The organism is Vibrio sp. 10N.261.52.C2, assembly GCF_041471425.1.
Lineage (GTDB): Bacteria > Pseudomonadota > Gammaproteobacteria > Enterobacterales > Vibrionaceae > Vibrio > Vibrio crassostreae_C.
In genome coordinates this window covers 99,320-125,035 of sequence record NZ_JBFROH010000012.1, presented here as the reverse complement: position 1 = coordinate 125,035, position 25,716 = coordinate 99,320, and the positions used below count along the sequence as shown (strand labels likewise).

General features: G+C 45.5%; 21 protein-coding genes. 11 read left to right on the top strand and 10 right to left on the bottom strand.

Going from position 1 to position 25,716, the window contains the following annotated elements; genetic code table 11:
- Positions 1-390 precede the first annotated feature (390 nt).
- Entirely contained in the window at positions 391-3,189 is a 2,799-nt protein-coding gene (polA, locus tag AB4307_RS04575) for a DNA polymerase I (RefSeq protein WP_017063055.1), read from the top strand.
- 193 nt (positions 3,190-3,382) lie between these two features.
- Positions 3,383-3,430: a small protein SpfP gene (gene spfP, locus AB4307_RS22035; RefSeq protein ID WP_438356636.1), complete on the top strand. Its 48-nt coding sequence runs from the start codon at positions 3,383-3,385 to the stop codon at positions 3,428-3,430.
- Between the two features lie 266 nt (positions 3,431-3,696).
- Here the strand turns inward: spfP and AB4307_RS04570 are convergent, their stop codons facing one another.
- Both AB4307_RS04570 and yihA read right to left on the bottom strand, forming a co-directional pair.
- Complete coding sequence (locus AB4307_RS04570) at positions 3,697-4,302, bottom strand: GTP-binding protein (RefSeq protein ID WP_102428481.1); 606 nt, start codon at positions 4,300-4,302, stop codon at positions 3,697-3,699.
- A 218-nt stretch (positions 4,303-4,520) separates the two neighbouring features.
- Positions 4,521-5,180: a ribosome biogenesis GTP-binding protein YihA/YsxC gene (yihA, locus tag AB4307_RS04565; RefSeq protein ID WP_017060162.1), complete on the bottom strand. Its 660-nt coding sequence runs from the start codon at positions 5,178-5,180 to the stop codon at positions 4,521-4,523.
- Between the two features lie 148 nt (positions 5,181-5,328).
- On the opposite strand from yihA, the gene AB4307_RS04560 reads away from it, so the two are divergent.
- The 5 genes from AB4307_RS04560 (at position 5,329) to hemN (ending at position 9,870) form a co-directional block, all read left to right on the top strand.
- Entirely contained in the window at positions 5,329-5,946 is a 618-nt protein-coding gene (locus AB4307_RS04560; RefSeq protein ID WP_372131275.1) for a c-type cytochrome, read from the top strand.
- Positions 5,947-6,503: 557 nt separating this feature from the next.
- Positions 6,504-7,142 carry a class I SAM-dependent methyltransferase gene (locus AB4307_RS04555; protein WP_107899029.1) on the top strand — a complete coding sequence of 213 codons (639 nt, stop codon included), beginning with the start codon at positions 6,504-6,506 and terminating at the stop codon, positions 7,140-7,142.
- Complete coding sequence (gene yihI / locus AB4307_RS04550; protein ID WP_017060163.1) at positions 7,142-7,699, top strand: Der GTPase-activating protein YihI; 558 nt, start codon at positions 7,142-7,144, stop codon at positions 7,697-7,699. The genes AB4307_RS04555 and yihI overlap by 1 nt, the downstream gene beginning before the upstream one ends.
- A 6-nt stretch (positions 7,700-7,705) precedes the next feature.
- On the top strand, positions 7,706-8,194 hold the full coding sequence (locus AB4307_RS04545; RefSeq protein WP_017060164.1) for a DUF2489 domain-containing protein: 489 nt from the start codon (positions 7,706-7,708) through the stop codon (positions 8,192-8,194).
- A 284-nt stretch (positions 8,195-8,478) separates the two neighbouring features.
- Positions 8,479-9,870, top strand: coding sequence for an oxygen-independent coproporphyrinogen III oxidase (hemN, locus tag AB4307_RS04540; RefSeq protein WP_372131273.1), 1,392 nt, complete (start codon positions 8,479-8,481; stop codon positions 9,868-9,870).
- 83 nt (positions 9,871-9,953) lie between these two features.
- On the opposite strand, the gene gepA is transcribed toward hemN, so the two are convergent.
- The 5 genes from gepA to glnA all read right to left on the bottom strand — a co-directional run bounded on the left by gepA (position 9,954) and on the right by glnA (position 17,608).
- The gene (gepA, locus tag AB4307_RS04535; protein WP_372131271.1) at positions 9,954-12,536 is read right to left on the bottom strand and encodes a phosphodiesterase GepA; all 2,583 of its coding nucleotides are present in this window, start codon (positions 12,534-12,536) and stop codon (positions 9,954-9,956) included.
- Between the two features lie 108 nt (positions 12,537-12,644).
- Positions 12,645-14,048: a nitrogen regulation protein NR(I) gene (glnG, locus tag AB4307_RS04530; RefSeq protein WP_372131269.1), complete on the bottom strand. Its 1,404-nt coding sequence runs from the start codon at positions 14,046-14,048 to the stop codon at positions 12,645-12,647.
- Between the two features lie 121 nt (positions 14,049-14,169).
- Entirely contained in the window at positions 14,170-15,246 is a 1,077-nt protein-coding gene (gene glnL / locus AB4307_RS04525) for a nitrogen regulation protein NR(II) (RefSeq protein ID WP_372131267.1), read from the bottom strand.
- A 168-nt stretch (positions 15,247-15,414) separates the two neighbouring features.
- Positions 15,415-15,984: a DUF4124 domain-containing protein gene (locus AB4307_RS04520; RefSeq protein ID WP_372104542.1), complete on the bottom strand. Its 570-nt coding sequence runs from the start codon at positions 15,982-15,984 to the stop codon at positions 15,415-15,417.
- Positions 15,985-16,198: 214 nt separating this feature from the next.
- A complete protein-coding gene (glnA, locus tag AB4307_RS04515) occupies positions 16,199-17,608 on the bottom strand; it encodes a glutamate--ammonia ligase (RefSeq protein WP_017059221.1) in 1,410 nt (469 codons plus the stop codon).
- Between the two features lie 562 nt (positions 17,609-18,170).
- Between glnA and typA the strand changes: the two genes are divergently transcribed.
- A complete protein-coding gene (typA, locus tag AB4307_RS04510; protein ID WP_372055335.1) occupies positions 18,171-20,006 on the top strand; it encodes a translational GTPase TypA in 1,836 nt (611 codons plus the stop codon).
- A 144-nt stretch (positions 20,007-20,150) separates the two neighbouring features.
- Here the strand turns inward: typA and AB4307_RS04505 are convergent, their stop codons facing one another.
- Together AB4307_RS04505 and AB4307_RS04500 are read right to left on the bottom strand one after the other, a co-directional pair.
- Complete coding sequence (locus AB4307_RS04505) at positions 20,151-20,681, bottom strand: AAA family ATPase (protein ID WP_171732302.1); 531 nt, start codon at positions 20,679-20,681, stop codon at positions 20,151-20,153.
- A gap of 31 nt (positions 20,682-20,712) precedes the next feature.
- Positions 20,713-21,354 carry a DUF2959 domain-containing protein gene (locus AB4307_RS04500; RefSeq protein ID WP_029235101.1) on the bottom strand — a complete coding sequence of 214 codons (642 nt, stop codon included), beginning with the start codon at positions 21,352-21,354 and terminating at the stop codon, positions 20,713-20,715.
- A gap of 42 nt (positions 21,355-21,396) precedes the next feature.
- On the opposite strand from AB4307_RS04500, the gene AB4307_RS04495 reads away from it, so the two are divergent.
- From AB4307_RS04495 to AB4307_RS04485, 3 genes are read left to right on the top strand one after another with little or no spacing between them, the layout of a single operon-like run.
- Positions 21,397-22,338 (top strand): virulence factor BrkB family protein, encoded by a 942-nt coding sequence (locus tag AB4307_RS04495; RefSeq protein ID WP_372131265.1) that lies wholly within the window; start codon positions 21,397-21,399, stop codon positions 22,336-22,338.
- Positions 22,310-22,744, top strand: a complete 435-nt coding sequence (gene dtd, locus AB4307_RS04490; RefSeq protein WP_010433531.1) for a D-aminoacyl-tRNA deacylase — start codon at positions 22,310-22,312, stop codon at positions 22,742-22,744. Before AB4307_RS04495 ends, dtd begins: the two co-directional genes overlap by 29 nt.
- A 16-nt stretch (positions 22,745-22,760) precedes the next feature.
- Complete coding sequence (locus tag AB4307_RS04485) at positions 22,761-23,696, top strand: bifunctional GNAT family N-acetyltransferase/hotdog fold thioesterase (RefSeq protein ID WP_372131263.1); 936 nt, start codon at positions 22,761-22,763, stop codon at positions 23,694-23,696.
- A gap of 44 nt (positions 23,697-23,740) precedes the next feature.
- On the opposite strand, the gene AB4307_RS04480 is transcribed toward AB4307_RS04485, so the two are convergent.
- Positions 23,741-25,711 (bottom strand): AsmA family protein, encoded by a 1,971-nt coding sequence (locus AB4307_RS04480; protein ID WP_372131261.1) that lies wholly within the window; start codon positions 25,709-25,711, stop codon positions 23,741-23,743.
- Positions 25,712-25,716: the final 5 nt, after the last annotated feature.

The following is a 25,716-nucleotide window of genomic DNA, read 5'->3' as shown; positions in this document are numbered from 1 at the left end:
CGCGATGAACCTTTTTTTATACCTACCATTTCAACAAGATGCATATTTAGTGGCACGTATTTTTATGAATAAAACGCCATCAGCATTCTTTTCCACAACGCAAGATCGAGAAAAGATCGTTGATCATCTGTTAGATCTGTAAAATTATTCTTTATTTTCAGTTGTTTATTGGTGTTTTTTGAGTTGTTCACCGTAGTTCTCAACAGGGTGGATAAATAATATAAACAGAGTTATCCACAGAACGCTTGCGTCTAAGAACAAAAAATAACAACAAATCGATTATAACGAACACAACCGAGTGAACGGATACAGATCGACAACGTGGAATCCAACCAACAGACGTGGCATTCTTAACAGATAATTTCTGTACTTACTGGATACACAAACATTATGGCTCGTATTCCTGATAATCCATTGATTCTGATCGATGGCTCTTCTTACCTATATCGCGCGTTTCATGCTTACCCTGGCACCATGAGCAATGGTGATATCCCGACTAACGCGGTTTACGGTGTAGTTAACATGCTGCGCAGCATGATGCGTCAATTTGCTTCTGATCGTATTGCGGTTATTTTTGATGCAAAAGGAAAGACGTTCCGTGATGACATGTACCCAGAGTACAAGGCTAATCGTCCACCTATGCCGGATGATCTACGTTGTCAGATCGAACCTTTGCACAACGTGATTCGCGCAATGGGTCTACCACTTATCTCGATCCCAGGCGTTGAAGCGGATGATGTGATTGGTACGCTAGCTTCTCAAGCATCTAAAGCGGGCATGCCGGTTTTGATCAGTACTGGCGATAAAGATATGGCGCAGCTGGTTGATGACAACGTTACTTTGATCAACACCATGACCAACGTGGTTATGGATCGCGAAGGCGTGATAGAGAAGTTTGGCATCCCACCTGAGCTGATTATCGACTACCTTGCACTGATGGGCGATAAAGTGGATAACATTCCTGGCGTTCCAGGTGTTGGTGACAAAACAGCAACTGCTCTACTACAAGGCATTGGTAGCATCGAAAAGCTGTATCAAAACCTGGATGATATTGCCGCTCTTGGCTTCCGTGGTTCAAAAACCATGGCTAAGAAGCTGATTGATAATAAAGACAACGCTGAGATGTCTTACGAGCTTGCAACGATCAAACTGGACGTCGAGTTAGAAGAGACACCTGAGTCGCTTGTAAAAGCACAACCAAATACGGATGAGCTGATTAAGCTATACGGTCAACTGGTCTTCAAATCTTGGTTGAACGAGCTACTTGAAGGCGGCAGCGGCGTGGTTGAGGCGGATGAAAAGTCGGGTGCTGTGCGTAGCAGCACGGCATCAACCACTTCTACCGTAGAAATGAACACCTCTGCAGTGACGATTGATCGCAGCAACTACGAAACCATCTTAGATGAAGCCTCTTTTAATGCGTGGCTAGAGAAACTGAAAGCGTCAGAGGTGTTTGCCTTTGATACTGAAACAGACAGCTTGGACTACATGGTGGCTAACCTTGTTGGTCTATCATTCGCAACCGAAGAAGGCGTTGCCGCTTACGTACCGGTTGCCCATGATTACCTAGATGCACCTCAACAACTCGACCGTGATTGGGTACTTGAACAGCTTAAGCCGATTCTTGAAGATGACGCACAGGCTAAAGTCGGTCAAAACCTGAAGTACGATATGAGCGTTTTAGCGCGCTACGGTATCGAGATGAAAGGCATCAAGCACGACACCATGCTAGCGTCTTATGTTTTTAATAGCGTTGGCGGCAAGCATGATATGGATAGCCTAGCGCTGCGTTTCCTTCAGCACAGCTGCATCTCATTTGAGCAAATCGCAGGTAAAGGTAAGAAGCAGCTTACTTTCAACCAGATTGAGCTGGGTGAAGCGTCTCCATACGCAGCAGAAGATGCTGACGTGACTTTACGTCTTCATAACCGTTTGATGGAAAACATTGAGCAAGATGAAAAGCTAAAAGCCATCTATGAAGAAATCGAAGTACCACTGATCCCTGTTATGTCTCGCATTGAACGCACTGGCGTATTCATCGATGACATGCTGCTAGGCGCTCAATCGCAAGAGATTGCGGTTCGATTGGATGAGCTAGAACAGAAAGCCTACGAGATTGCAGAGCAAGAGTTCAACATGAACTCGCCAAAACAGCTGCAAGCGATCCTGTTTGAGAAAATGGGTCTGCCTGTTATCAAGAAAACGCCATCAGGTGCACCTTCAACCAACGAAGAAGTGCTGCAAGAGCTGGCTCTTGATTACCCGCTACCTAAGCTGATCATTGAGTATCGTGGCCTTGCGAAACTCAAGTCTACCTACACAGATAAACTACCGAAGATGATCAACGCTGAAACGGGTCGTGTTCATACGTCTTATCACCAAGCGGTGACAGCAACGGGTCGTTTGTCTTCAACAGATCCAAACCTACAGAACATCCCAATTCGTAATGAAGAAGGTCGTCGTATCCGCCAAGCATTCGTTGCACAACATGGCTGGAAGATTCTAGCGGTCGATTACTCTCAAATTGAATTGCGTATCATGGCGCACCTTTCGGGTGATAAAGCGCTTCTGGAAGCATTCCAACAAGGCAAAGATATCCACGCGGCAACGGCTGCTGAGATCATTGGTGTTGATATTGAGAGTGTGACCACTGAACAACGTCGTCGTGCTAAAGCCGTTAACTTCGGTCTTATCTACGGTATGAGTGCCTTTGGCTTGGCTAAGCAACTGGGTATTCCTCGTGGCGAAGCACAGCACTACATGGACACTTACTTCGAGCGTTACCCTGGCGTAATGCAGTATATGGAAGACACGCGCAGTGCTGCTTCAGAGCAAGGCTTCGTTGAAACCATTTACGGTCGTCGACTGCACCTTCCTGAGATTCAATCTCGTAATGGCATGCGTCGTAAAGCTGCTGAACGCGCGGCGATCAATGCGCCAATGCAAGGCACAGCAGCGGACATCATTAAGAAAGCGATGTTGTTGGTGGATGAGTGGATTCAAGCGGAAGGCGATGGTCGTGTAAAACTGCTTATGCAGGTACACGATGAATTGGTGTTTGAAGTGGAAGAGTCATCTTTAGCCGAAATTGAAAGTAAAGTACAAGAATTGATGGAATCCGCTGCAGAGCTAGAAGTGCCGCTTGTCGCGGAAGCTGGCCACGGTGACAACTGGGATCAAGCCCACTAATCAGTTTTTGACCTTAATAAGCAAATTAGTATGAGCCAGTGCACAAACACTGGCTTTTTTTTGTCTCAAATAAAGTTAAGTCGTAATAAGAATTTAGGTGTTTTAATAAAACATTCATGAAAAAAAACTACAAAAGTTGTTTTCATTTCTGAGCAATTGTTGTACATTAAATCTCGTAGGGTACAGAGGTAAGATGTTCTATCTTTCAGACCTTTTGTTTCACGTTATTGGATTAGGCTGATTCAGCCGCCCCAGTCAGTATTTGACTGGGGCGTTTTTTCTTGTGCGAAAGAAAAATATTTCCAACCTATCATTCCCCCGTAAAACCTCTCATTTTTAGTGCCTTTTATTACACTTTCTCAAGCACAGTGATAAACCCCTGATTTGCCTTAGATCTGAAATTCGATCAGCTTTTGGTAATTTAAATCCGTCTCTAAGTCGATTGTTTTATCACTTGAAATAACTTTTATTTTACAAGTTATCGATAAAGGATTGATGGATTACGCCTTATTTATCAGTGTATTGAGTCGGTGAATGCTCAATGTAATCCATGATTTTCTGTTGTTTCTCGGTGCTGTATTTCAGTGCTTCGGCGGTGATCTGGATGGATTGTGCCATCGAAGAGATATTGTTGGTCGCTTTTACCAAGGTTTGCTGCATGGGTTTCAGGATAAGCAGATAGATAGCGGTCAAAGCGATAATAATGACGGCGATAACGGCCGCCAGCGCAATGATGATCTTGGTCTGAATGTCATCCAACAGCATTTGACTGGTTTGTTTAAAGGCGAGTCGAGATTGGTCTAAGGCTTGTGGCAGTTGATTGAGTGATGTCTTGGTGGAGCTCGCAAGCTTATTGATACTTTCAACCGTTTGATTGAGGGCTTGTTGCTGGTCGTCGCTTAGGTTGGGGTTGTTGACTATCGCTTGCAAAGATTGCGATATCACCTCAAGAGACTCACTCGCGTCTTGGGCGTACTTTTCCATGCCATCGAGGTCTAAGGTCATATCGACATTGATCAGTGGGGCTTGTTCTTGTTCTTGTTCTGCTTCAGAGGCAAACCCTGTCAGTGAGACCAACATAAGTGCAATGATGGCCAATGGTGTTTTCCACATGAGTATTCCTTTCTCATTGTTCTGATTATTTAGATGTGTCTTTTAGTATGGTTCACTTCTATTGGTTTTAGTGGCTAAATCCGATTTTTAAAACTAAAAACTTATACTTAACTCACTCATTTTTGGGCAAAAAAATACCCCACCTATATAAGGAGGGGCATTGATAAGGCTAAATCACGTGTTGTAAGTGCTCTAACCTATAGCGATAAGTAGAGGAACTACTCTGAGTCGTTGTGCTCTTCGTCTGCTAACTCATCAATGATTTGATCAGCAAGCGCAGGCGCAAACCACTCATCCATCTTGGCACGCAGTTGGTCAACGCCGATGCCCTTCATTGAAGAGAAGACATCAACCGCAACATCACCACCGAAAGATTTTGCATCGTTACGGATTTTCAGTAGCTGTGCTTTACGCGCACCACTTTTCAGTTTGTCTGCTTTTGTTAACAAAACCTGTACTGGGATGCGGCTATCGATAGCCCAGTAGATCATTTGTTGGTCAAGGTCTTTCATTGGGTGACGGATATCCATCAATACCACTAAACCTTTCAGGCTTTCACGTCGTTGTAGGTATTCACCTAGCGACTTCTGCCATTTTTTCTTCATCTCAAGTGGTACTTGAGCAAAGCCATATCCAGGTAAATCGACGATATGACAACCGTCCGTTACCTTAAATAGGTTGATTAGCTGAGTTCGACCGGGTGTTTTACTGGTTTTCGCCAAGCTTTTTTGGTTTGTAACGCGATTTAGCGCGCTAGATTTACCAGCATTGGAGCGTCCTGCAAACGCAATTTCGATCCCTTCGTCTTCTGGTAAATGACGAATATCAGGTGCACTGGTAATGAAATGCGTGTTTTGATAATGAATTTTTACGCTCACTGTTAACTCCATCTCGACTTTGTGTAGTCGATTGATTACTTTTTTGTGAATTTGTGTAAAATAACCGTGCTCGGCATAAGGTCGCCTATTGTACCATGAGTGGCAACATAGAGTGGTACTGGAAGCTTGATAATTATAATGGAATGTCATGAAGAAATTAGCGCTAATTTTGAGTCTTTTAGCCAGCTGCTCAGTATGGGCTCAAGGTAGTATTGAAGCTGGTAAAGCCAAATCACAAACATGTGTTGCCTGCCACGGTGCTGACGGCAACAGCCTGATCACTCAGTACCCTAAGCTGGCTGGTCAACATGAGAAGTATCTAGAGAAGCAGTTAAAAGAGCTTAAGCTAGGTATGACAAGTAGTGGTAAGCAAGGTCGTTACGAACCTGTAATGGGTGCAATGGCGATGCCTTTATCTGAAGAAGATATGGCTGACCTAGCGGCATACTACGCCTCTCTACCTATCTCTAGTAACTCTACTCCTGAAAATGTAGTAGATGAAGGTAAGGTTCTTTACACAGCGGGTAACGCAGAACGCGGGGTAACGGCGTGTATTGCTTGTCATGGCCCTCGTGGTAATGGTACCGAACTTTCTGGTTTCCCTAAGATTTCAGGTCAGCACGCAGATTACATCAAGGCTCAACTTGAAAAATTCCGCGATGGTGACCGTAATAACGACATGAATGCGATGATGCGTGATGTAGCTAAAAAGTTAACAGACGCTGATATTGATACCTTATCGAAGTACGTTGGTGGTTTACACTAATTTGTCGGTTTCTTGCTCTTAGCCAGAGTAAAGGAATGTACGTTCGAGCGAGATTGAAGAGACGCCCCGATCAGTAATGGTCGGGGCGTTTTCTTTTGTATTGGTTTTATTAATGCGTTTTGTGTTTATGTCTGATTTATCAATGTGTGATCGATTTGTGTACAAAAGTGTGAAGTCGCACTCTTGTAGTCTTTTTGTAACACGGTAAAGTAACCGCCATCAGCTAGGAGCTGACTTAGATATGGATGATCATCTAGTCTAACGGTATAGACAGAAATGGATCAGGCTAGGACAGCCCAGCAACAAGGTGTTAGAAAAGGATAGCCAAAACTCATCAGGACGATGAACAACAAACAAATTTGGCATGGAAAGCACCAATAACAAATGGAGATTTGTGTACCAAGTTGAGTATGCAAATTTTGGCCGATATAGGCAGATTTAGAGAGCGATAGGTTTTCCTATCGCTTTTTTTATTGATTTGATGAAAAAACACCCAATACCTCTCCACTATAAACTCAGTTTCTGGTATGTTTCGCATCCCTGTTTAAGGATGTGCTATGTATACTTGTCCCTTATGCCATCACCAAGGCGTGAATCACTATTTTGAAGACAAACGCAGAGCCTATCTGCAGTGTCAGCAATGTGAACTGGTATTTGTTAAACCTGAACAAAGGTTAGAAGCAAAAGAAGAAAAAGCACACTATGATCTCCATGAGAACGATCCTAGTGATGCAGGCTATCGCCGCTTTTTATCTCGCATCGCGGATCCACTAACAGACAAAATTTCATCTAACTCACACGGGTTGGATTTTGGTTGTGGCCCAGGCCCTACGCTATCTATTATGTTAGAAGAAGCCGGACACACCATGGAGTTGTACGATATCTATTACCACCCAGAACCCTCTGTGTTGGAAAAAACGTATGACTTTATGACTGCCACGGAGGTGATAGAGCATCTTTATCACCCACACAAAGTGTGGCAGCAATGGTTGAATTTAGTTAAACCCAAGGGCTGGATTGGTCTTATGACTAAACTAGTAATAGACGTAGACGCGTTTGCTGGTTGGCACTACAAGAATGACCCGACACATGTCGTCTTCTTTAGTCGTCAAACATTCCAGTTTTTGGCAGAGCGGGATAAGCTCGAACTAGAATTTTTTGGAAATGATGTAATTTTACTGAGGAAAGTGCAGTAATGGGTCGTAGTAAGAAATCAAGAAAGCCGGGAGCACTTGGCGCTCCGGAGCCTATGGTTACTCGTAACCGTAGTGAATCTGATGTTGAAGGTCGTGAACGTAAGCGTGTTAAAAAGCGTAAAGGCCTTAAGTCTGGCAGCCGTCACTCAGATGGTAGCGAAGCAAAACAGCGTAAAGCTGCACAAGCTCGTGATCCACGTTTAGGCAGCAAGAAAAAAATTCCGCTGATCGTTGAACCAGCGAAGAAGCCGACTAAACAAGAGCGCAAGCTATCTAACGAACAAGAGTTAGAGATGCTTGAGAATGACGCTCAACTGAACACACTCCTAGATCGTATCGAAAATGGTGAAAACCTAGGTGCTGGTCTACAGAAGTTTGTTGATGAGAAACTTGATCGTATCGAACACCTAATGGGACGCTTAGGTCTACTAGAGCCAGAAGACGATGAAGAAGAGATCTTCGAAGAAGCACCGGTTGCCTCTAAGAAGAAAGCGAGCTCTGACGAAGACTTGCTATCTCAATTCGAAGATTTCGATTTAGACAGCTTTAAAGGTTAATAGCCAGTGAACGTAACCTTATTAGCAATTGCTGGTGGAATTATCATTCTCGGCTTGGGCTCTTACGCAGGTTACCTTCTACTTCAAGTGAAGAAGCAGACGGAGTTGCAAAAGCAGCATCAAGCACTAGCCATTGAAAAACGCAACGCGACGATTTACGAAAACGTAAATACTTTGTGCTTAGCGGGCATTCAAGGGCAATGTGACTTACCTGAGATCAGTATCCGAGTGTGTATCATTATGGATAATGTTCAGGGTGATGAGCGTGTCGATTTTGATTCTGAGTATCCTGCTCTTTCTGAGCTGTACCATATCGTAAAAGATATGGCTCGCGGAGAGGCAAGACAGGAACTGACGAAGAAAGAGCGCATGCAGCAGAATCTCACGCGCCATAAGGCAGAGACTCGCTTGAATGATGCGGTCATTGAAGATCTGAAAAGGTTGCAAGAGAAGGTTAAACCTCTCAACAACCAAATCAACATTCAGATGATCTAGTCGCTAAGACTATTTAAAATAGAGGCTTGTTTAATACAGGGTGTTCTTGAGACACCTTATCTTTATAGATAGTGTTAAATGAGCCTTCTTACCTTTTGCGTCTCGTTAATCCCGACGCTTTGTTAGTGATCAAGCTAGCAGTTCTGAGTTTTTGTCTAAAAAATTGATTTTGTCTTGGAACGACCTTACAGGTCGTGTGGCAAAATAACCCGTCTATATTTTAATGTATGTAAAATGATTTGAGAGACCTTAGGTTCTCGCGGATCTAAATTGGAAATACCGCTATGTCGAGCAAGCCAGTAACAACGAATCAGCAAATCGTTTGGGATCAAGAGATCTTAAACAAGTACAACTATTCGGGACCTCGTTACACCTCATACCCAACTGCGTTGGAGTTTCATGAAGCGTTTACCGTCGCTGATTACGACATGGCGTGTACTCAATATCCTGAGCGTCCACTCTCTCTTTACGTGCATATCCCGTTCTGCCACAAGCTTTGTTACTACTGTGGTTGTAATAAAGTCATTACTCGTCACTCGCATAAAGCGGATGAGTACTTAGATGTGATTGAACATGAAATCCGCCAGCGCGCCTCTTTGTTGAATGGCCGTGAAGTAACGCAATTGCACTTCGGTGGTGGTACGCCAACGTTCTTGACCAAAACACAAATTACTCGCTTGATGATGATTCTGCGTGAGGAATTTAATTTCACTGCTGACGCTGAAATCAGTATTGAAGTTGACCCGCGTGAGATTGAGCTAGACGTACTTGACCACCTGCGTAACGAAGGCTTCAACCGCCTGAGCATTGGCGTGCAAGACTTCAATAAAGAAGTGCAGAAACTGGTTAACCGTGAGCAAGATGAAGAGTTCATCATTGCGATGGTTAAACGAGCGAAAGAGCTAGGCTTCCGTTCAACTAATCTGGATTTGATCTACGGCCTACCAAAGCAGACTCAAACTTTGTTCGCTGAAACATTGAAGCAAGTGTTAGAAATGAAGCCGGGCCGTTTATCGGTATTTAACTACGCACACATGCCTCAGCTGTTTGCGGCGCAGCGTAAGATTAAAGACGAAGATCTACCTGAAGCGAAAGAGAAAATGGCTATCTTGCAAGATACCATCGAGACGCTAACGGGAGCGGGTTACCAGTTCATTGGTATGGATCACTTCGCACTACCTGAAGATGAGCTAGCCGTAGCACAGCGTGAAGGTATTCTGCATCGTAACTTCCAAGGCTACACCACCCAAGGTGAAGCTGACTTAATTGGTTTCGGTGTTTCTGCAATTTCTATGGTTGGTGATGCTTACGCACAAAATCAGAAAGAGCTGAAGAAGTACTACGCTCAGGTGAATGACCTGCGTCATGCACTTTGGAAAGGTGTTGCTCTAGACAGTGACGACCTTCTACGTCGTGAAGTGATCAAGCAGCTGATTTGTAACTTCAAGCTTGATAAAACAATGATCGAATCTGAGTTCTCGGTTAACTTTAATCGCTACTTCAAAGAAGATTTAGAGCTTCTACAAACCTTCATCAACGATGATTTGGTTGAAGTCGATGACAAAGAAATCCGCGTTACTCTGCGTGGCCGCTTGCTGATCCGTAACATCTGTATGTGTTTTGATAAATACTTACGTGCAAAGGCTCGCCAGCAGCAATTCTCTCGCGTTATCTAATCGCTCGATAGAGAATAGAACAATAAAAAATGCCAGCATCATGCTGGCATTTTTGTATCTGACTCATTCGATTTCTGCCTGGTTTAGGTGAGACTCTCAGTGGTATTTTGTTTGACCTTGGCACTTTGCTTGGAGTTGATGAGGTCGGTAGGCCATTGGTCAAACGGAACTGGGCGACTGTATAAGAAGCCTTGAGCAAGCGGGCACTGCAGCTGCTTGAGAAGTTCAGCCTGTTGCTGTGTTTCAACGCCCTCTGCCACCAAGCTTACTTTGAAGCCCTTAGTGATGTTAACGATGGCCGCGACGATGGAGCTATCTAGGTTCTCTTTATCAAGTTTGCTGACAAAGCTGCGATCGATCTTTAAGCAATCAAATGGCAGTTTGTGTAAATAAGCCAGTGACGAATAGCCGGTACCAAAGTCATCAATCGCAATTGATATCCCTAGTGCTTTTAGAGTCAGCATGTTATCGATGATGGTCGGGTCGTTGTCGACGATGCGTGATTCGGTGATCTCTAGTGTCAGGTTGCTTGCTGGTAGATTTGTGTCTCGCAACGTGCCTTTTACTTGTTCCACAAAGCCACTTTCGCTTAGCTGAACGACCGACAGGTTGACGTGAATCGAGAAGTCCTTGCTCCATTTTCCTGACTCAATCGCGATGGCTGTATCTCGACACGACTTATGCAGAATTTGTTTTCCGATATCGTCAATGAGCCCGCTCTCTTCCGCGAGAGGAATGAACTCGAGTGGCGAGATCACCCCTTCATCCGTTATCCAGCGAGCTAAAGCTTCTGCTCCTATGGTCGAGCCAGATTCCAGATCAATAATAGGCTGATAAAACGGTTCGAACTGTTGAAGCTCAATCGCTCGGTTCATCCGCGCTAACATCTTGGTGCGATGTCTCGATGCTTTGCCCATTTCAAGGCTATAAATACAGACACTGGTTTTGTCTTGTTTCGCATTGCTCAATGCAATGCTGCTGCTGCGTAGCAGGAGTGTAATGTCGTGAAGATTCGAGACATTCACTATCCCCATCGATACCTTAATCACCACGCTTTCCGATTCCATTGAAAATGGGGAAGCGAAGGTTTGAAGTAAGCGGTTAGTCAGCAGCTGAACATCATCGCTTTGCGTTACGTTTGGCGCGTAGATGGCAAACTCATCACCACCAGTGCGAGCTAGTAGGTATTCGGATGGCAGTGTGCCTCTTAAACGAGCGGCCGCAATGATAAGTAGCTGGTCGCCATTGTAATGACCTAGGCTGTCATTGATGTCTCGGAAGCGATCAATACCAATCAAATACAGTGTGCCTTTTTCGTTGTCGGGGTGTTTCTTGGCAGCGTCAATAAAGCCTTCACGGCTGTATAGCTTGGTTAATGAGTCATAGGTAAGTTGAGACTGTAATGCATGAAACGAAGCCTTTAAGTTGTTGGTCATTTCATTGAATGACTCGACCAACATGCTGGTTTCATATATATGCCCTGTTTTTGGCATGCTCGTGTCCCAATCGCCCTTAGTAAGGCGTTTTGCCGCATCCGCTGTCGAGGTGATGGGTTGGGTTGCGCGATTAAAGGCAATTAATCCTGCAATGACCCCAATGCAGCTCAGTGCTAGCCCAAGCAACCAACTGTTTCTTTGATTTTCTGGCAATTCACCGAGCAGATTGCTTTCAGGGATCGACACCCCAATAAACCACGTGAGCCCGTGCTCATCTTCGTATGGGGTGATTTGGTTGAAGTAGCGTTCGTTGTCTAGGCTAAAACTAAAGCGCTGCTCGCCCAAATTCTCGATTAGGTGGAATTGCTCTACGTAGCTAGCACTCTCACGTATGACTGGATTAGCACTCTCTGTTGCTAGTTTGCGTTGCCCTTTGTTGGTTTGTCCTGTGCCCCATGAAACGACACTGCCTCCGCCTGAGTGCGCGACCAAGCGTTGCTGCTTATCGATGATGTAAACAGAGGCATCCGTTCTATCTTTGAGCTTTCTGAGAAACGCATTGAAGGTATTGATTTTGATGTCGCTGACTACGACGGCTTTGAATTCATTATCATCATAGATAGGCGCTAGAGCAGATAAGGTGATTTCTTGACGTTCGTCAGCATTGGCATAAATTGGTGACCATAACGGTTTTTTCTGTGTCGCAATGGGTGTGTACCAAGGACGGATTCTAGGATCGTAACCTGAAATCACCGATCGAATGTCTTCACTAATTTTGCTGCCACGGTAAATGACCAGCTGATCATTGGTGCGTTCGTCTTGCACCATCAAGGTGTAGCCTTTGTTGGCTTCTTTGCGGAAACCGACGTAGTTACCATCTTCAGAACCAAAGCCGATCGCATCGAGTTGAGGTACAGCAGTGTAATGGTCTGAAAACGTATAAAAAATATAGTCTTGGACCTTACTAAGATTGCCTGCTTGATAAAGATGGTGGTAGCCGATGTTATGGCTGAGCGAGAGGTTGGCGTGAAATGGCTTTTCTAAAAAATTAGACAGGCTTTGATGAACATTGTCAGTCAGTGATGTCAGCTGGCGTGCACTAACATCACTCACCATCTCTTTGTAGCTTAGCTTTTGAGTGAAAACCATTACACCCATAGTGAACAGAAAAATCATCACGAATGGCAGAACCACTGCGGTTCTCAAAGTAATTTGTGTTTTCAAAGACATCTTTAGCTACAACTTTGGTGAATAGCGCACTGTAATTGTACCGACACTATTCAAACCAAGCGACACTTTTTTGGTTAAAAAGTAGCTGCATCGAGAATCATATAAGGTCTAGTACAGTTCTTTGAGTTTACGAGTTAGGGTGTTTCTTCCCCATCCCAAAACCTTAGCTGCATCCTGTTTATGACCATTAGTGTGGTGGAGTGCAGCTTCTAGCAGTATACGTTCAAATTCTGGCAGAGCATAAGTTAGCAGCTCTTTTTCTCCTGAATCAAGCGCACACTTTGCCCAATTAGCGAGCAGTTGTTGCCAGTTGTCTCCCGTCCCTGAGGTCGTCACCACTTTTTCTTCCAACAGTTCTGGAGGCAAGTCTGAAGGGAGTATTTCACTGCCGCTCGCCATGACTGTGAGCCAACGACAGATGTTCTCAAGCTGACGTACGTTACCCGGCCAATTTAGCTGGTTGAGCTTCATGATGGTCTCAGAGTGCAGTGTCTTCACTTCTACACCAAGCTCTTCAGCGGCGGATGCTAGGAAGTGGTGAGTCAGCTTTTCAATGTCCTGTTTACGTTCGCGCAGTGCCGGAATATGGATTCGGATAACGTTCAGTCGATGGAAAAGGTCTTCACGGAAACCACCGTCATGCACCAAGCGCTCAAGATCTTGGTGGGTTGCTGCAACGATACGAACATCAACCTTAACCGCAGAATGCCCACCTACGCGATAAAATTGGCCATCAGAAAGCACGCGCAGTAGTCGAGTCTGAATATCGAGTGGCATATCGCCTATTTCATCAAGAAACAGAGTACCGCCGTTGGCTTGTTCGAATCGTCCTTGGCGAACACTGTTAGCACCGGTAAAGGCGCCTTTCTCGTGGCCAAACAGCTCTGATTCGATCAAGTCTTTAGGGATTGCCGCCATGTTTAACGCAATGAATGGCTTTTTAGCTCTTGGGCTGTGACGATGCAGCGCGTGCGCGACTAATTCTTTACCAGTTCCCGATTCACCATTAATAAGAACCGAAATGGATGAACGAGACAAACGGCCAATAGCTCGAAAAACTTCCTGCATTGCCGGTGCTTCACCGATGATTTCTGGTGCGTTGGTTTCTTCGGCTACTTCGCTGGCTTGCTCGCGTTTCTGCTCTTGGCTGTGTGCGATGGCTCGCTCTACTAGAGTCAGTGTCTCATCAATATCGAACGGCTTTGGTAGATATTCAAAGGCGCCTTTTTGATAAGCATTCACCGCCGCATCGAGGTCTGAGTGCGCGGTCATAATGATCACTGGCAGGTCGGGAGAGCGCTGGTGAACTTGGTGTAACAGCTCAATCCCGTCAATGCCAGGCATGCGAATGTCGGACACCAAAACGTCTGGTGTTTCGCGCTCAAGAGCAAGTAATACGCTCTCAGCATCAGCAAATGTTTCACACTTAATATCCGCAGATGAAAGTGTTTTCTCTACTACCCAGCGGATAGAGCTGTCGTCATCGACGACCCAAACGTATCCCTTACTCATAATTCAATTCCTTTGCAGCCAAATCTATTGTGATAATCATTGTTGTTTTTATGATGTCTTAATCTTTGTGTTACCGAGCTAAGCTTTTCATCTCGCTGTCCAATAGCGAGGTTCTTATGACCTAAATCGGTAGATAAATCGTGAATGTGGTGTTGCCTGGCCAGCTTTCAACATCAATTTTCCCATTGTGTTGATCGATCAGGTTTTGAGAAATCGATAGCCCCAGCCCTGTTCCACCTTCTCGTCCGCTGACCATTGGGTAAAACAGCGTGTCTTTTAAATCATCGGGGATGCCCGGACCGTTATCGCTGATCTCAATACGAGCTGCGAGTTTGTGTCGCTGCCCGTGAATATTTGCTTGATGCACCGTTCTGGTGCGAATGGTGATTTTGCCAGAATCTTGAGTCTTTAGAATCTGCGCTGCATTGCTCACGATATTGAGCATCGCTTGTTCAACCTGTGCCGAATCCATCAAGATGTCCGGTAGGCTCGGGTCGTAATCCCTTTCGATGGCGAGCGTTGAACCCGATTCGAGCTCTACGAGCTGCCTGACTTTCTCAAGTATCTGGTGAAGGTTCTCTTCTGATTTAGTCCCCGGCTTCTGTGGGCCAAGCAGACGGTCGACTAATGCTCTTAAGCGGTCGGCTTGCTCAATAATGATCTGCGTATATTCATTAAGAGACTGATCAGGAAGCATTTTCCCAAGTAACTGCGCCGCACCTCTTAAGCCACCGAGTGGATTTTTGATCTCATGTGCTAACCCGCGTACCAGCAACTTAGCCGCTTGTTGTTGTGCATGTTGGTTGAGCTCTTGGCTAAGGCGTCTTTGCTGGTCTATCTTGCGCATCTCAATCAATAACAGCGTCTCTCGCTGCCAAGATATTGGGCTAACCGTGACTTCAAGCATCAGTGGGCGGTTATCAACAACGAAGGTAACGTCACTGTCGGTAATGCTCTGGCCACTTTGTAGCGGTTGCGTCAGAAGCGCCAAATCAAGTGAAGCGTGTTGGATAAGTTGGCTCAGTGGATGATCAACGATGCGTCGTGCGCTCTGTGAAAAGAGCTGCTCAGCCGCCGGATTTGCGTATCGGACATACAATTGCTCATCGAGCATTAATGTCGAAGTCACCATATTGTCGAGAATGGCGCTGGAAAGATGGTGTGTATCTATGCTGTCGCTTTTGGCTGATCGATTCACTATTTCGTCCTTGAACTGGTGTTTTTCTCACTGCACCAAATTGGTGCGTGGCTAAGTTCAAGTATGGCGCATATCAACCAGAAGCTAAAGATAATTCATTAGAGTCGCTGAAAGCTGCTTCGATTAGGTGAAAAGTAGAGGTTATTTGGCCTCTTTTAACACATTGGCCTACTTGAGCGTCGCTCGATGTAAATACACGGTGACTGGACTAGTAGATGCAATAAGCTTGCCGCTTCTATGTGCTTGAATTGCAATGGTGTGAGTACCTCGATCGATACCTTTTAATTCCCAAATAGGCTGGGTCTGTGGGGCGCCATATCGACGGCCATCAAGCATCAATTGTAATTGCTCCCCAATACCAAGTTTTCGGTTGAGCTCTATCTGAATCGGGATTAAGCCGCGGTTGTTGCGAATGGTTTGATCATGAACTGGAGTCAGCATGGTGAGGGCTAATTGAGTAGGAACCTCGCGCTTTGTGGTTTCGGTTTCTGCCTGAGTTTTGGCTGGCGTTGCCGTTTTAGTTGTAGAGGAAGCAGCAGCGTCAACCGGAGTTGAGGCCTCAAATTTAGGGGCGGGTGCTGAAGCTTGCACATCTGGCAGGCGAAGAGCCTCGGCATCTTGAGCGCTAGGGTTATCACTAAAGTGGAGCACGCCATCTTCATCTATCCAGGTATACACTGTTTGAGCAGAGCACGAGAGCGCGACTGTTAACCCGATTAGGAACAGTATGTTTTTCATATCTTTAGCCTCTTTTCACCGCTAGGTGATTTCACGTTTGGCGTTGGTTTTATTGTATTTAGCGCGACAGCCTCTGAGGGCTTTTGTCTAAGGTATGGTACGAGGAAGCGGGGGGAGGGAGAATATAAAAAAGGCCCGCCTGCGAGGCGAGCCTAATATTTAGTCAGCGATTCTTACAAGGTTGCAGTAAGAAATGGCTTATCTCTACAGGAGATTAAACTGAGTAGTACAGTTCAAACTCAAGTGGGTGTGTAGCCATGTTCACGCGTTGTACGTCGTCAGATTTCAGAGTGATGTAAGAATCGATGAAATCGTCAGAGAATACGCCGCCAGCTGTTAGGAACTCACGGTCTTCGCTAAGCGCTGCTAGAGCTTCTTGTAGAGATTCTGCAACTGTTGGGATTTCAGCTGCTTCTTCTGCAGGAAGGTCGTATAGATCTTTATCCATAGCTTCGCCTGGGTGAATCTTGTTCTTGATGCCGTCAAGGCCAGCCATAAGCATTGCTGAGTAGCATAGGTATGGGTTAGCTGCTGGGTCACCAAAACGTAGCTCGATACGACGTGCTTTAGGGCTTGGTACTACTGGGATACGGATAGAAGCAGAACGGTTACGTGCTGAGTAAGCAAGCATTACAGGTGCTTCGAAACCAGGTACAAGACGCTTGTACGAGTTAGTTGATGGGTTAGCAAACGCGTTGATTGCACGAGCGTGCTTGATTACACCACCGATGTAGTAAAGAGCCATTTCAGATAGGCCGCCGTACTTATCACCAGCAAACAGGTTAACGCCGTCTTTTGCTAGAGATTGGTGAACGTGCATACCAGAACCGTTGTCACCAACTAGTGGCTTAGGCATGAATGTCGCTGTTTTACCAAATGCGTGAGCAACGTTGTGTACAACGTACTTGTAGATTTGAGTTTCATCAGCTTTCGCTGTTAGCGTGTTGAAGCGAGTAGCGATTTCGTTTTGACCCGCAGTTGCTACTTCATGGTGGTGAGCTTCAACAACTAGGCCCATCTCTTCCATTACTAGACACATTGCTGAACGGATGTCTTGAGATGAATCTACTGGAGCTACTGGGAAGTAACCGCCTTTAACGCCAGGACGGTGACCTTTGTTACCGCCTTCGAAGTCAGAACCTGTGTTCCAAGCTGCTTCTACGTCATCGATCTTGAAGAAAGAACCAGACATGTCGTTTGAGAACTTAACGTCGTCAAATAGGAAGAATTCTGGCTCTGGACCAACTAGAACTGTGTCTGCGATACCTGTAGAACGTAGGTACTCTTCAGAACGTTTAGCGATAGAGCGTGGGTCACGGTCGTAGCCTTGCATTGTTGCAGGCTCAAGGATGTCACAACGGATGTTTAGCGTTGCGTCTTCTGTGAATGGGTCCAGTACAGCAGATGCTGCGTCTGGCATCATTACCATGTCAGATTCGTTAATGCCTTTCCAACCAGCTACTGAAGAGCCGTCAAACATTTTGCCTTCTTCGAAGAAGTCTGCATCAACTTGGTGAGAAGGAATAGAGATATGCTGCTCTTTACCTTTTGTATCAGTAAAACGTAAGTCGATAAATTTAACTTCGTTCTCTTGGATCAGGGATAGTACATTTTCTACTGACATCTTGGATAACCTCCAGTGTTATTAATTCGGTATTAGCTCGATTCGGTTGAAACTAGCATTGATTAATGTCTATAAGTGCATTAATCGATGCTGATTTATCTATTGCCAAAAACGTGCCAAAAAAATTATTCCATTAATTTCAATGATTTACTTGTTTTGCGATTTTGCTTAATCTGGTTTTTGCACCAAAATGATCTCTATCTGCACTTTATTGGTGCAACCGTTTGTCTATGCACCAATATGAGACATAAGCGAGCACCATTCAGCAATGAATTGCCTAAGTTGTCAATCCACTTTTGTTATTTTGCGGGAGATTTGGCTCGCCACTCGCAGGTGATACTTTTTTAGAGTCCTACGAATTTCGCTGCTCAACACTGTACTGAATCAAAGTTAAGCGGATATGAATCGCTAATAAAGAAAAAAGCCTTGGTTCAGATCACATATTTCTGGGTTTTTGTCTAGAATCTGGTATATTATTGACCGTTTTTTAAATCAAGCTAGCGGTTATTATCCAAACTTTTGAGATAAGTGACGGCTACTTTTATGAGTGAATCGAGAATCCATGTCTACTCCACAGATTGATAAGTTAAGAAATATCGCGATCATCGCGCACGTTGACCACGGTAAAACGACTTTGGTTGATAAACTGCTACAACAGTCAGGCACTCTTGAGTCTCGTGGTGAAGCTGAAGAGCGTGTCATGGATTCGAATGACATCGAAAAAGAGCGTGGCATTACAATCCTTGCTAAGAACACAGCAATCAACTGGAATGATTACCGCATCAACATCGTAGATACCCCGGGACACGCGGACTTCGGTGGTGAAGTTGAGCGTATCATGTCTATGGTTGACTCTGTTCTGCTTATCGTTGACGCAGTTGATGGCCCAATGCCTCAAACTCGTTTCGTAACGCAAAAAGCCTTCGCACACGGTCTTAAGCCAATCGTTGTAATCAACAAGATTGACCGCCCAGGCGCTCGTCCTGATTGGGTTATGGATCAAGTATTCGACCTTTTCGACAACCTAGGTGCTACTGATGAGCAACTAGACTTCACCGTTGTTTACGCTTCAGCTCTAAACGGTTGGGCAACGATGGAAGAAGGCGAAACTGGTACAGACATGGAACCATTGTTCCAAGCTGTTGTTGATACAGTAGACGCGCCTGCAGTTGACCTTGACGGTCCACTACAAATGCAAATTTCGCAACTTGATTACAGCTCTTACGTAGGTGTTATCGGTGTTGCTCGTGTTACTCGTGGTTCTGTTAAACCAAACCAACAAGTAACTATCGTAAATGCAGAAGGCAAAAAACGTAACGGTAAAGTAGGTACAGTTCTTGGTTACCTAGGTCTTGACCGTCACGAAGTTGAGCAAGCTAACGCTGGCGACATCATTGCAATCACTGGTCTTGGTGAGCTGAAGATTTCAGACACTATCTGTGACCAAAACAATGTTGAAGCAATGACTCCGCTTTCTGTTGACGAACCAACAGTAACAATGACGTTCCAAGTAAACACTTCTCCGTTCGCGGGTAAAGAAGGTAAGTTCGTTACTTCACGTAACATCCTTGAGCGTCTAGAAAAAGAACTAGTACACAACGTTGCACTACGTGTTGAAGAAACTGATAACCCGGATCGCTTCCGTGTTTCAGGTCGTGGTGAACTTCACCTGTCTATCCTGATTGAAAACATGCGTCGTGAAGGCTTCGAACTAGCTGTATCTCGTCCAGAAGTTATCATCAAGAAAGACGAAGATGGCAACCTAACTGAACCGTTTGAAACTGTGACTATCGACGTGCTTGAAGAGCACCAAGGTGGCATCATGGAAAACATCGGTCTACGTAAAGGTGAGCTAACTGATATGTCTCCAGATGGCAAAGGCCGTGTTCGCATGGACTTCATGATGCCTTCTCGTGGTCTTATCGGTTTCCAAACTGAGTTCCTAACTCTAACGTCTGGTTCTGGTCTTCTTTACCACTCATTTGATCACTACGGCCCTCACAAAGGCGGCGTAATCGGTCAACGTAACAACGGTGTTCTAATCTCGAACGCAACTGGTAAAGCTCTGACTTACGCACTATTCAACCTACAAGAACGTGGTCGTCTATTTGCTGAGCACGCGGATGAAGTATACGAAGGTCAAATTATCGGTATTCATAACCGTTCAAACGACCTGACAGTAAACTGTCTGAAAGGTAAGCAGCTAACGAACGTTCGTGCATCTGGTACTGATGAAGCACAGGTTCTTTCGCCACCTATCCGTCACACTCTAGAGCAAGCTCTTGAGTTCATCGACGAAGACGAACTAGTAGAAGTAACGCCAGTAAGCATTCGTATCCGTAAGAAGCTTCTTACTGAAAACGAACGTAAGCGTGCAGCACGTCCAGCTAAGGCTTAATTGCCAGCTGACTAGCTTCTAGCTAAGTAGATAAGAAAGCCCCGAGTAGCCTAGCTGCTCGGGGCTTTTGTTTTTTAGTTTGTTTAGATACGGTTAAACGAGATTTCGTCATCCCCAAGAGGGAGGAACGACCGAGTTGGGGATCTAGCTTTTGATACCTAAGTAACGCTCAACGAATTGAAGCCGTTCTTCGACTGGCATAAACGGCACTTCAACCACCTCATAACCAAGTTCTTGGTAGACTCTTTCTAACGCGTGGTGAATCTCTAACGCCTCCTCAAACGGATAAGGTCTCACATCATCTTGTACATAAATTGAAGCCTCAGGGCGACAGAACAACACTTGGGGGTGATAACCTTGGCTCGCTTCTCGGTAGGTTGTGTTTATCTCTAGTTTCGCCTGAGCCAAGTAGCCACAGATATCTGGAATGGCGCGATCGAGAAAGGCAACAGGATGCTGACTGGCTTGGTCTTTGTGTTCGCTCATGACGGTTAAACATAGGCGAGCAAAGCCTGGAAGGTCTAACCAAGGTAAGATACCGTTCTCAAGTTGACTCTGCTGTTCGATTAACTGGCGAGAGGACTCAGCGAAGGTGGGGTAACCCGCATCACCCAAAGCATTGATCAATGTGGTTTTTCCGGCGCCAGGGCCGCCAGTAATAATGATTGGGTTCATACGGGCTTATCTTTATTTGTGCCTACGGGCGTTATTTCTGGTTTAGTTGAGCAAGGAATTTATCCGATTCGGCGATCGCAGCATTCATCTGTTCTATTGCGTAGGCGATGTCTTTTTCTAAGCTCATAAACTCACCTTGCAGCGAGCCGACAGCACTCGCATTGAGGTTGTGCTTCAAGTAAAGCGTGTTGTCGCGAAGGGTATTGAGCACTGGGTCCATTTTCTTCTCGGCGCGCTTCATTGCTGACAGCATCGTTTGGTAAGACAATTTAGTTTCACGAAGCTTTTGCTCGCTCGAGCGGCGCAGTGAATCACTGGTGTAGAGATCTAACTCACTCTGCCACTCTTCAAACAGCGCATCCGACACATCTTCAATCGCAGCAATGCGGTCACTGACATTTTGCGCGGCTTTCTCGCTGTCTTGGTATTTATCGTTGATTTGGTTGTACATGTCTTCAAGGTCGCCGCCACTGAAATTAGTCAGGCTACTCAAGGCTTCAAGTGCGCTGGTAAACTCTTCCTGAGCATCCTGCTGCGACTCTTTAGCGTCTTCCACTCTATCGACCATAATGTCACGCTTGTGGTAACCCACTTGCTCCATGGCGGAGTAATAAGCTGACTGGCATCCAGTAAGAGTAAAAATAGAGAGGACTATAACTATTAAATAAGGCATCCTAGTTTCCTATAGTTAAGTAACGGAATATTAATTAGGACTATGAACGAGTTACAAGGGAGTTACAAGTTGAAGATAAAAAAGGTCGCCACACTCAGTATTCAGTTTTCTCGCTATCTTTTGGCGCGAATGACGCATGATAGAGTCAACGTGAATGCGGGCTACTTGGCGTACATTACTTTGCTCTCGATCGTACCGATGTTGACGGTTCTGCTCTCTATCTTGTCGTCATTCTCCATCTTTGCTGATGTTGGTATCGTGATTCAAAACTTCGTTATTACCAACTTTGTTCCCGCGTCTGGGGATGCCGTACACGGTGCCTTGTTAGAGTTCGTTGCCAATACCGGAAAAATGACGGCGGTCGGTAGTGTGTTCTTATTCATTGCAGCGCTGATGTTGATCTCGAATATCGATAAGAACCTAAACTACATCTGGCGTGTTAATGAGAAGCGACGTGCGGTATTGTCGTTCTCAATGTACTGGATGGTGCTCACGCTTGGACCTATTTTAGTTGGGGCGAGCATTGCAGCCACTTCTTATGTGACATCATTGAGCTTGTTGCAAAACGAAGTGGTGTCTGGCGCCTTTAACACCGTGATTCGCAAACTTCCTTTGATTCTCTCTTTCTTTGCGTTTTTCGGTCTGTACCTGTTGGTTCCCAACAAAAAGATACACTTTTCTCATGCGGCTGCAGGTTCTCTAGTGGCGGCTCTGTTGTTCGAACTCAGTAAGAAAGGCTTCGCGGCCTACATTACTCAATTCCCTTCTTACCAGTTGATTTATGGCGCATTGGCGGCAATACCAATTCTTTTTGTCTGGGTTTATTTGTGCTGGTTGATTGTGCTGGTGGGTGCTGAGGTGACCGCTGCATTGGGTGAGCAGGAACAGTGGAGTGACTCGCAAGAAATGGTACACTCAGCGGATAACGATGAAATTCCAGAACAAGGAAACAACAGTGATAGCCCTGATTCAAAGAGTAAGTGAAGCTGCCGTTCGAGTTGATGGCGAAGTAGTTGGTGAGATTGAACAAGGCTTATTGGTTCTATTAGGCGTAGAAAAAGGTGATGACGAAGCCAAAGCCAAACGTTTGATGGAACGAGTAACAACTTATCGTGTCTTTGAAGATGAAGACGGAAAAATGAACCTCAACGTAAAACAGGTTGAAGGTAAAGTGTTGGTGGTTTCTCAATTCACACTGCCAGCCGATACAAAAAAGGGAACTCGAGCGGGCTTTTCTCGTGGAGCAAACCCTGAAGATGCGGAGCGTCTTTACGATTATTTCTCTAACCAATGTGAATCAGTATTGCCAACGGAACGTGGCCGATTTGCAGCCGACATGAAAGTGTCATTGGTTAATGATGGCCCAGTAACATTCTGGCTGCAGGTTTAAACTTAAAAGGATAAGCATGTTTAAACTGATAACACCGACCACCGAAAATCAACTGAACAAGTATTACCATTTTCGTTGGCAGATGCTGCGTGAACCTTGGCGAATGCCGGTAGGTTCCGAGCGTGATGAATATGATGCCATGAGTCACCATCGCATGATTGTCGATGGTCGTGGTCGCCCGATGGCGATTGGTCGTCTGTATATCACCCCAGATCTGGAAGGTCAGATCCGCTATATGGCGGTGAAGAAATCTCGCCAAAGTAAAGGCATGGGTTCGTTGATTCTAGTCGCACTTGAGTCATTGGCTCGCCAAGAAGGTGCTAAGCGCTTAGTGTGTAATGCACGTGAAGATGCGATCTCATTCTATGAGAAAAACGAATTTGAGCGTCGTGGTGAAATTAATGACCAGCGTGGTCCAGTTCGTCATCAGCAGATGGTGAAGCACCTTGATCCGATGGCTGATGTACTGCGTAAGCCTGAATGGTGTAATGAGCTACAACAGCGCTGGGAAAATCAAATTCCGATCAGTGACAAGATGGGTATCAAAATTAACCAATACACGGGTTACCAATTTGAGTGTAGTGCTCAGCTGAATCCTAACTTGAACCCTCATAACACCATGTTTGCAGGATCTGCCTTTACCTTAGCGACCTTAACTGGTTGGGGTATGACTTGGCTATTGATGAAAGAGCGTGGGTTGACCGGTGATATCGTGCTGGCAGACAGTAATATTCGTTATCGTCACCCGGTTGAGCAAAACCCTGTTGCCTCTACTTCATTGGATGGGATCAGTGGTGACTTGGACCGCCTTGCGTCAGGAAGAAAGGCACGTATCATCATTCACGTGACCATTCATAGCGGCGATGTGGAAGCGGTAGAGTTTACGGGAACCTATATGCTGATCCCTGATTATAAGAAAATACTATCGACGGATAGCAAGGCGAGTGAATAACTTCACGCTCGCTTGATGATAGATAGAATTATTGATTGAAAGCGCTACTCCTGAGGAGTGGCGTTTTTTTGTTGGCAGTCGTTAATCTCCGAATACTCAGCTTGGGTGAGCTTTCCTGAGATTTGATGGCATGGGTCCGATAGGGTAATCGAGAGGGTGTGTTGCTCGGCTTTAAGCAAGTCGAGTTCTCCAGAAGCCTCGCCATTGAGCGTTTGAACCCTTTTTTCGCCTTGCTCTGCTGCTGACGTACCAATAATGTGCATCGGTTCGAGAGTGAAGCGCCCACGGTCAAAATGCGCATTAAGCTCTGGAATTTCAAACACGTTATCAGTCGATGTTTCAGAAAGCTTGTCATTAAAGGTCATCACACCCTGGCGAACGCTGCCAGTGAGTTGCCCTGTGGTTGAGTAACCGAGCATCAGTGAGTCGCCATATAAACCTGCGGCTTGAAGTTCAAACTCGCCATAGCCGGTTGCATCGAGTGGTAATTCAAGTCGCTGCAGCATAGGCGCAATGGGTAACCCATCGGCAGAAATATCTAAGCTCCATGGCTTGCTGATTTGGTTAAAATCGAGCGTTGCATTGGCTTCAATGTAGCCATTCCTGAGTGGTGCAAACAGACGAGTCAGCGTCCATTTTCCTTGTTCGCTATTCATCTCAACCACAGGCTGTGCGCTGAGAATATTTTGGTAGCTGGCATCATTGGCGCTCGCCATCAGCTTCCCTTGCCACAAGCCCAGTATTCTATCTTGCAGCAGTTGAACTTGATGCCCCTCGACATGTAATCCAGAGACCTGCCAGTAAGGCGTTTGTGCTAGTTGGATAAGTTGGCTGCGTTCTATATTAAGTCGGTTAATCTCGACGTTCTGGAGCTGTGTGAGCCAAGGCAATAGGCGAGCGGCCGGTAGAGGGCTATCTTGGTTTTCGGTAATCCACTTGATGCCTTGCAGGTCGAGCTGCGCCAATTGAATGCTGCTAGGGGCGACTTCGCCATTGAGCTGAACAGTGCCCTGCAGGAATTGAGTATAGAAATCCTCAATCAGAATCCGGTTTGCTTCTAGGTTGAGCTTGAGGCTTGGCTCGATGAACATGTCATCATCAATGGTCACTCCTTCTGCCTGTAGAGAAAAAATGGCTTTCTGTTGTTTCCAGATTTCAAAAGGCAGTTGGATATTTTCTAATGAGGCATCAAAGGCAGCGAGGTGGCCATCTTGCCACTCTACGTCGCTACGCAGAATATCTAAGCTATTGATGTGATTAATCTTAATGCCTGCAACATCCCACTCTTTGCTTAGTAGGTTTTGGGTCTGTTTCTGATTGAGTCGTAAGCCATCGACGGTCACATTCACCAACGACCAATCTTGTTGATATTGTTCAGCTTGCCCAGAAATCTTGGCGCCACGCCAGTCAAACGAAGCACCATAAAGGGTGCTGTCACTCGGCTTGAGGTCTAGATCAATCAACAGATTATCGAATGCCTCACCTTGCCAATACAGTTGTGAGGCAGAGAGTTGGGTTTTTCCATAAGGTAGCAGCGAGTTATCGTTGTTCCACGTTGGGGCGGAGATCTGTAGGTCGATGCCTCGCGCATTAAACTCTGGCGTCGAAAAGTCGAGATTGTTGATGGCCAGCTGGTGGAGCTTGATGTTTGGTTGGGTAAATAAAGAAGTCAGTGTTTTTAGATCGTCTGCCTCTAACTGGAGTCCGCTGATCAAAACAGATTCAAAGACCAGTTTGGCCTCTGTCATCGAGCTGGGGCTGAACCAAAGATCGATCTTGTCGATATACAGAGGTGTTTGCTTTTCTGGTTGGCTTTGGGTAATGCCCATTAAGGTGATGTGATAAGGCGCCTGATACTCAACATCTTCAATGAATACAGGTTGTTCAATCGTATGTTTGATAAAAAAGTTGGCAACATCCGCACGGTATTGGGTCTGCAGGCTTAATAGCAGCGCTGCGATAGTTGCAACGGCGATAGCCAACACAATGCCGAACACCATGAATACCTTTTTCATTCCCT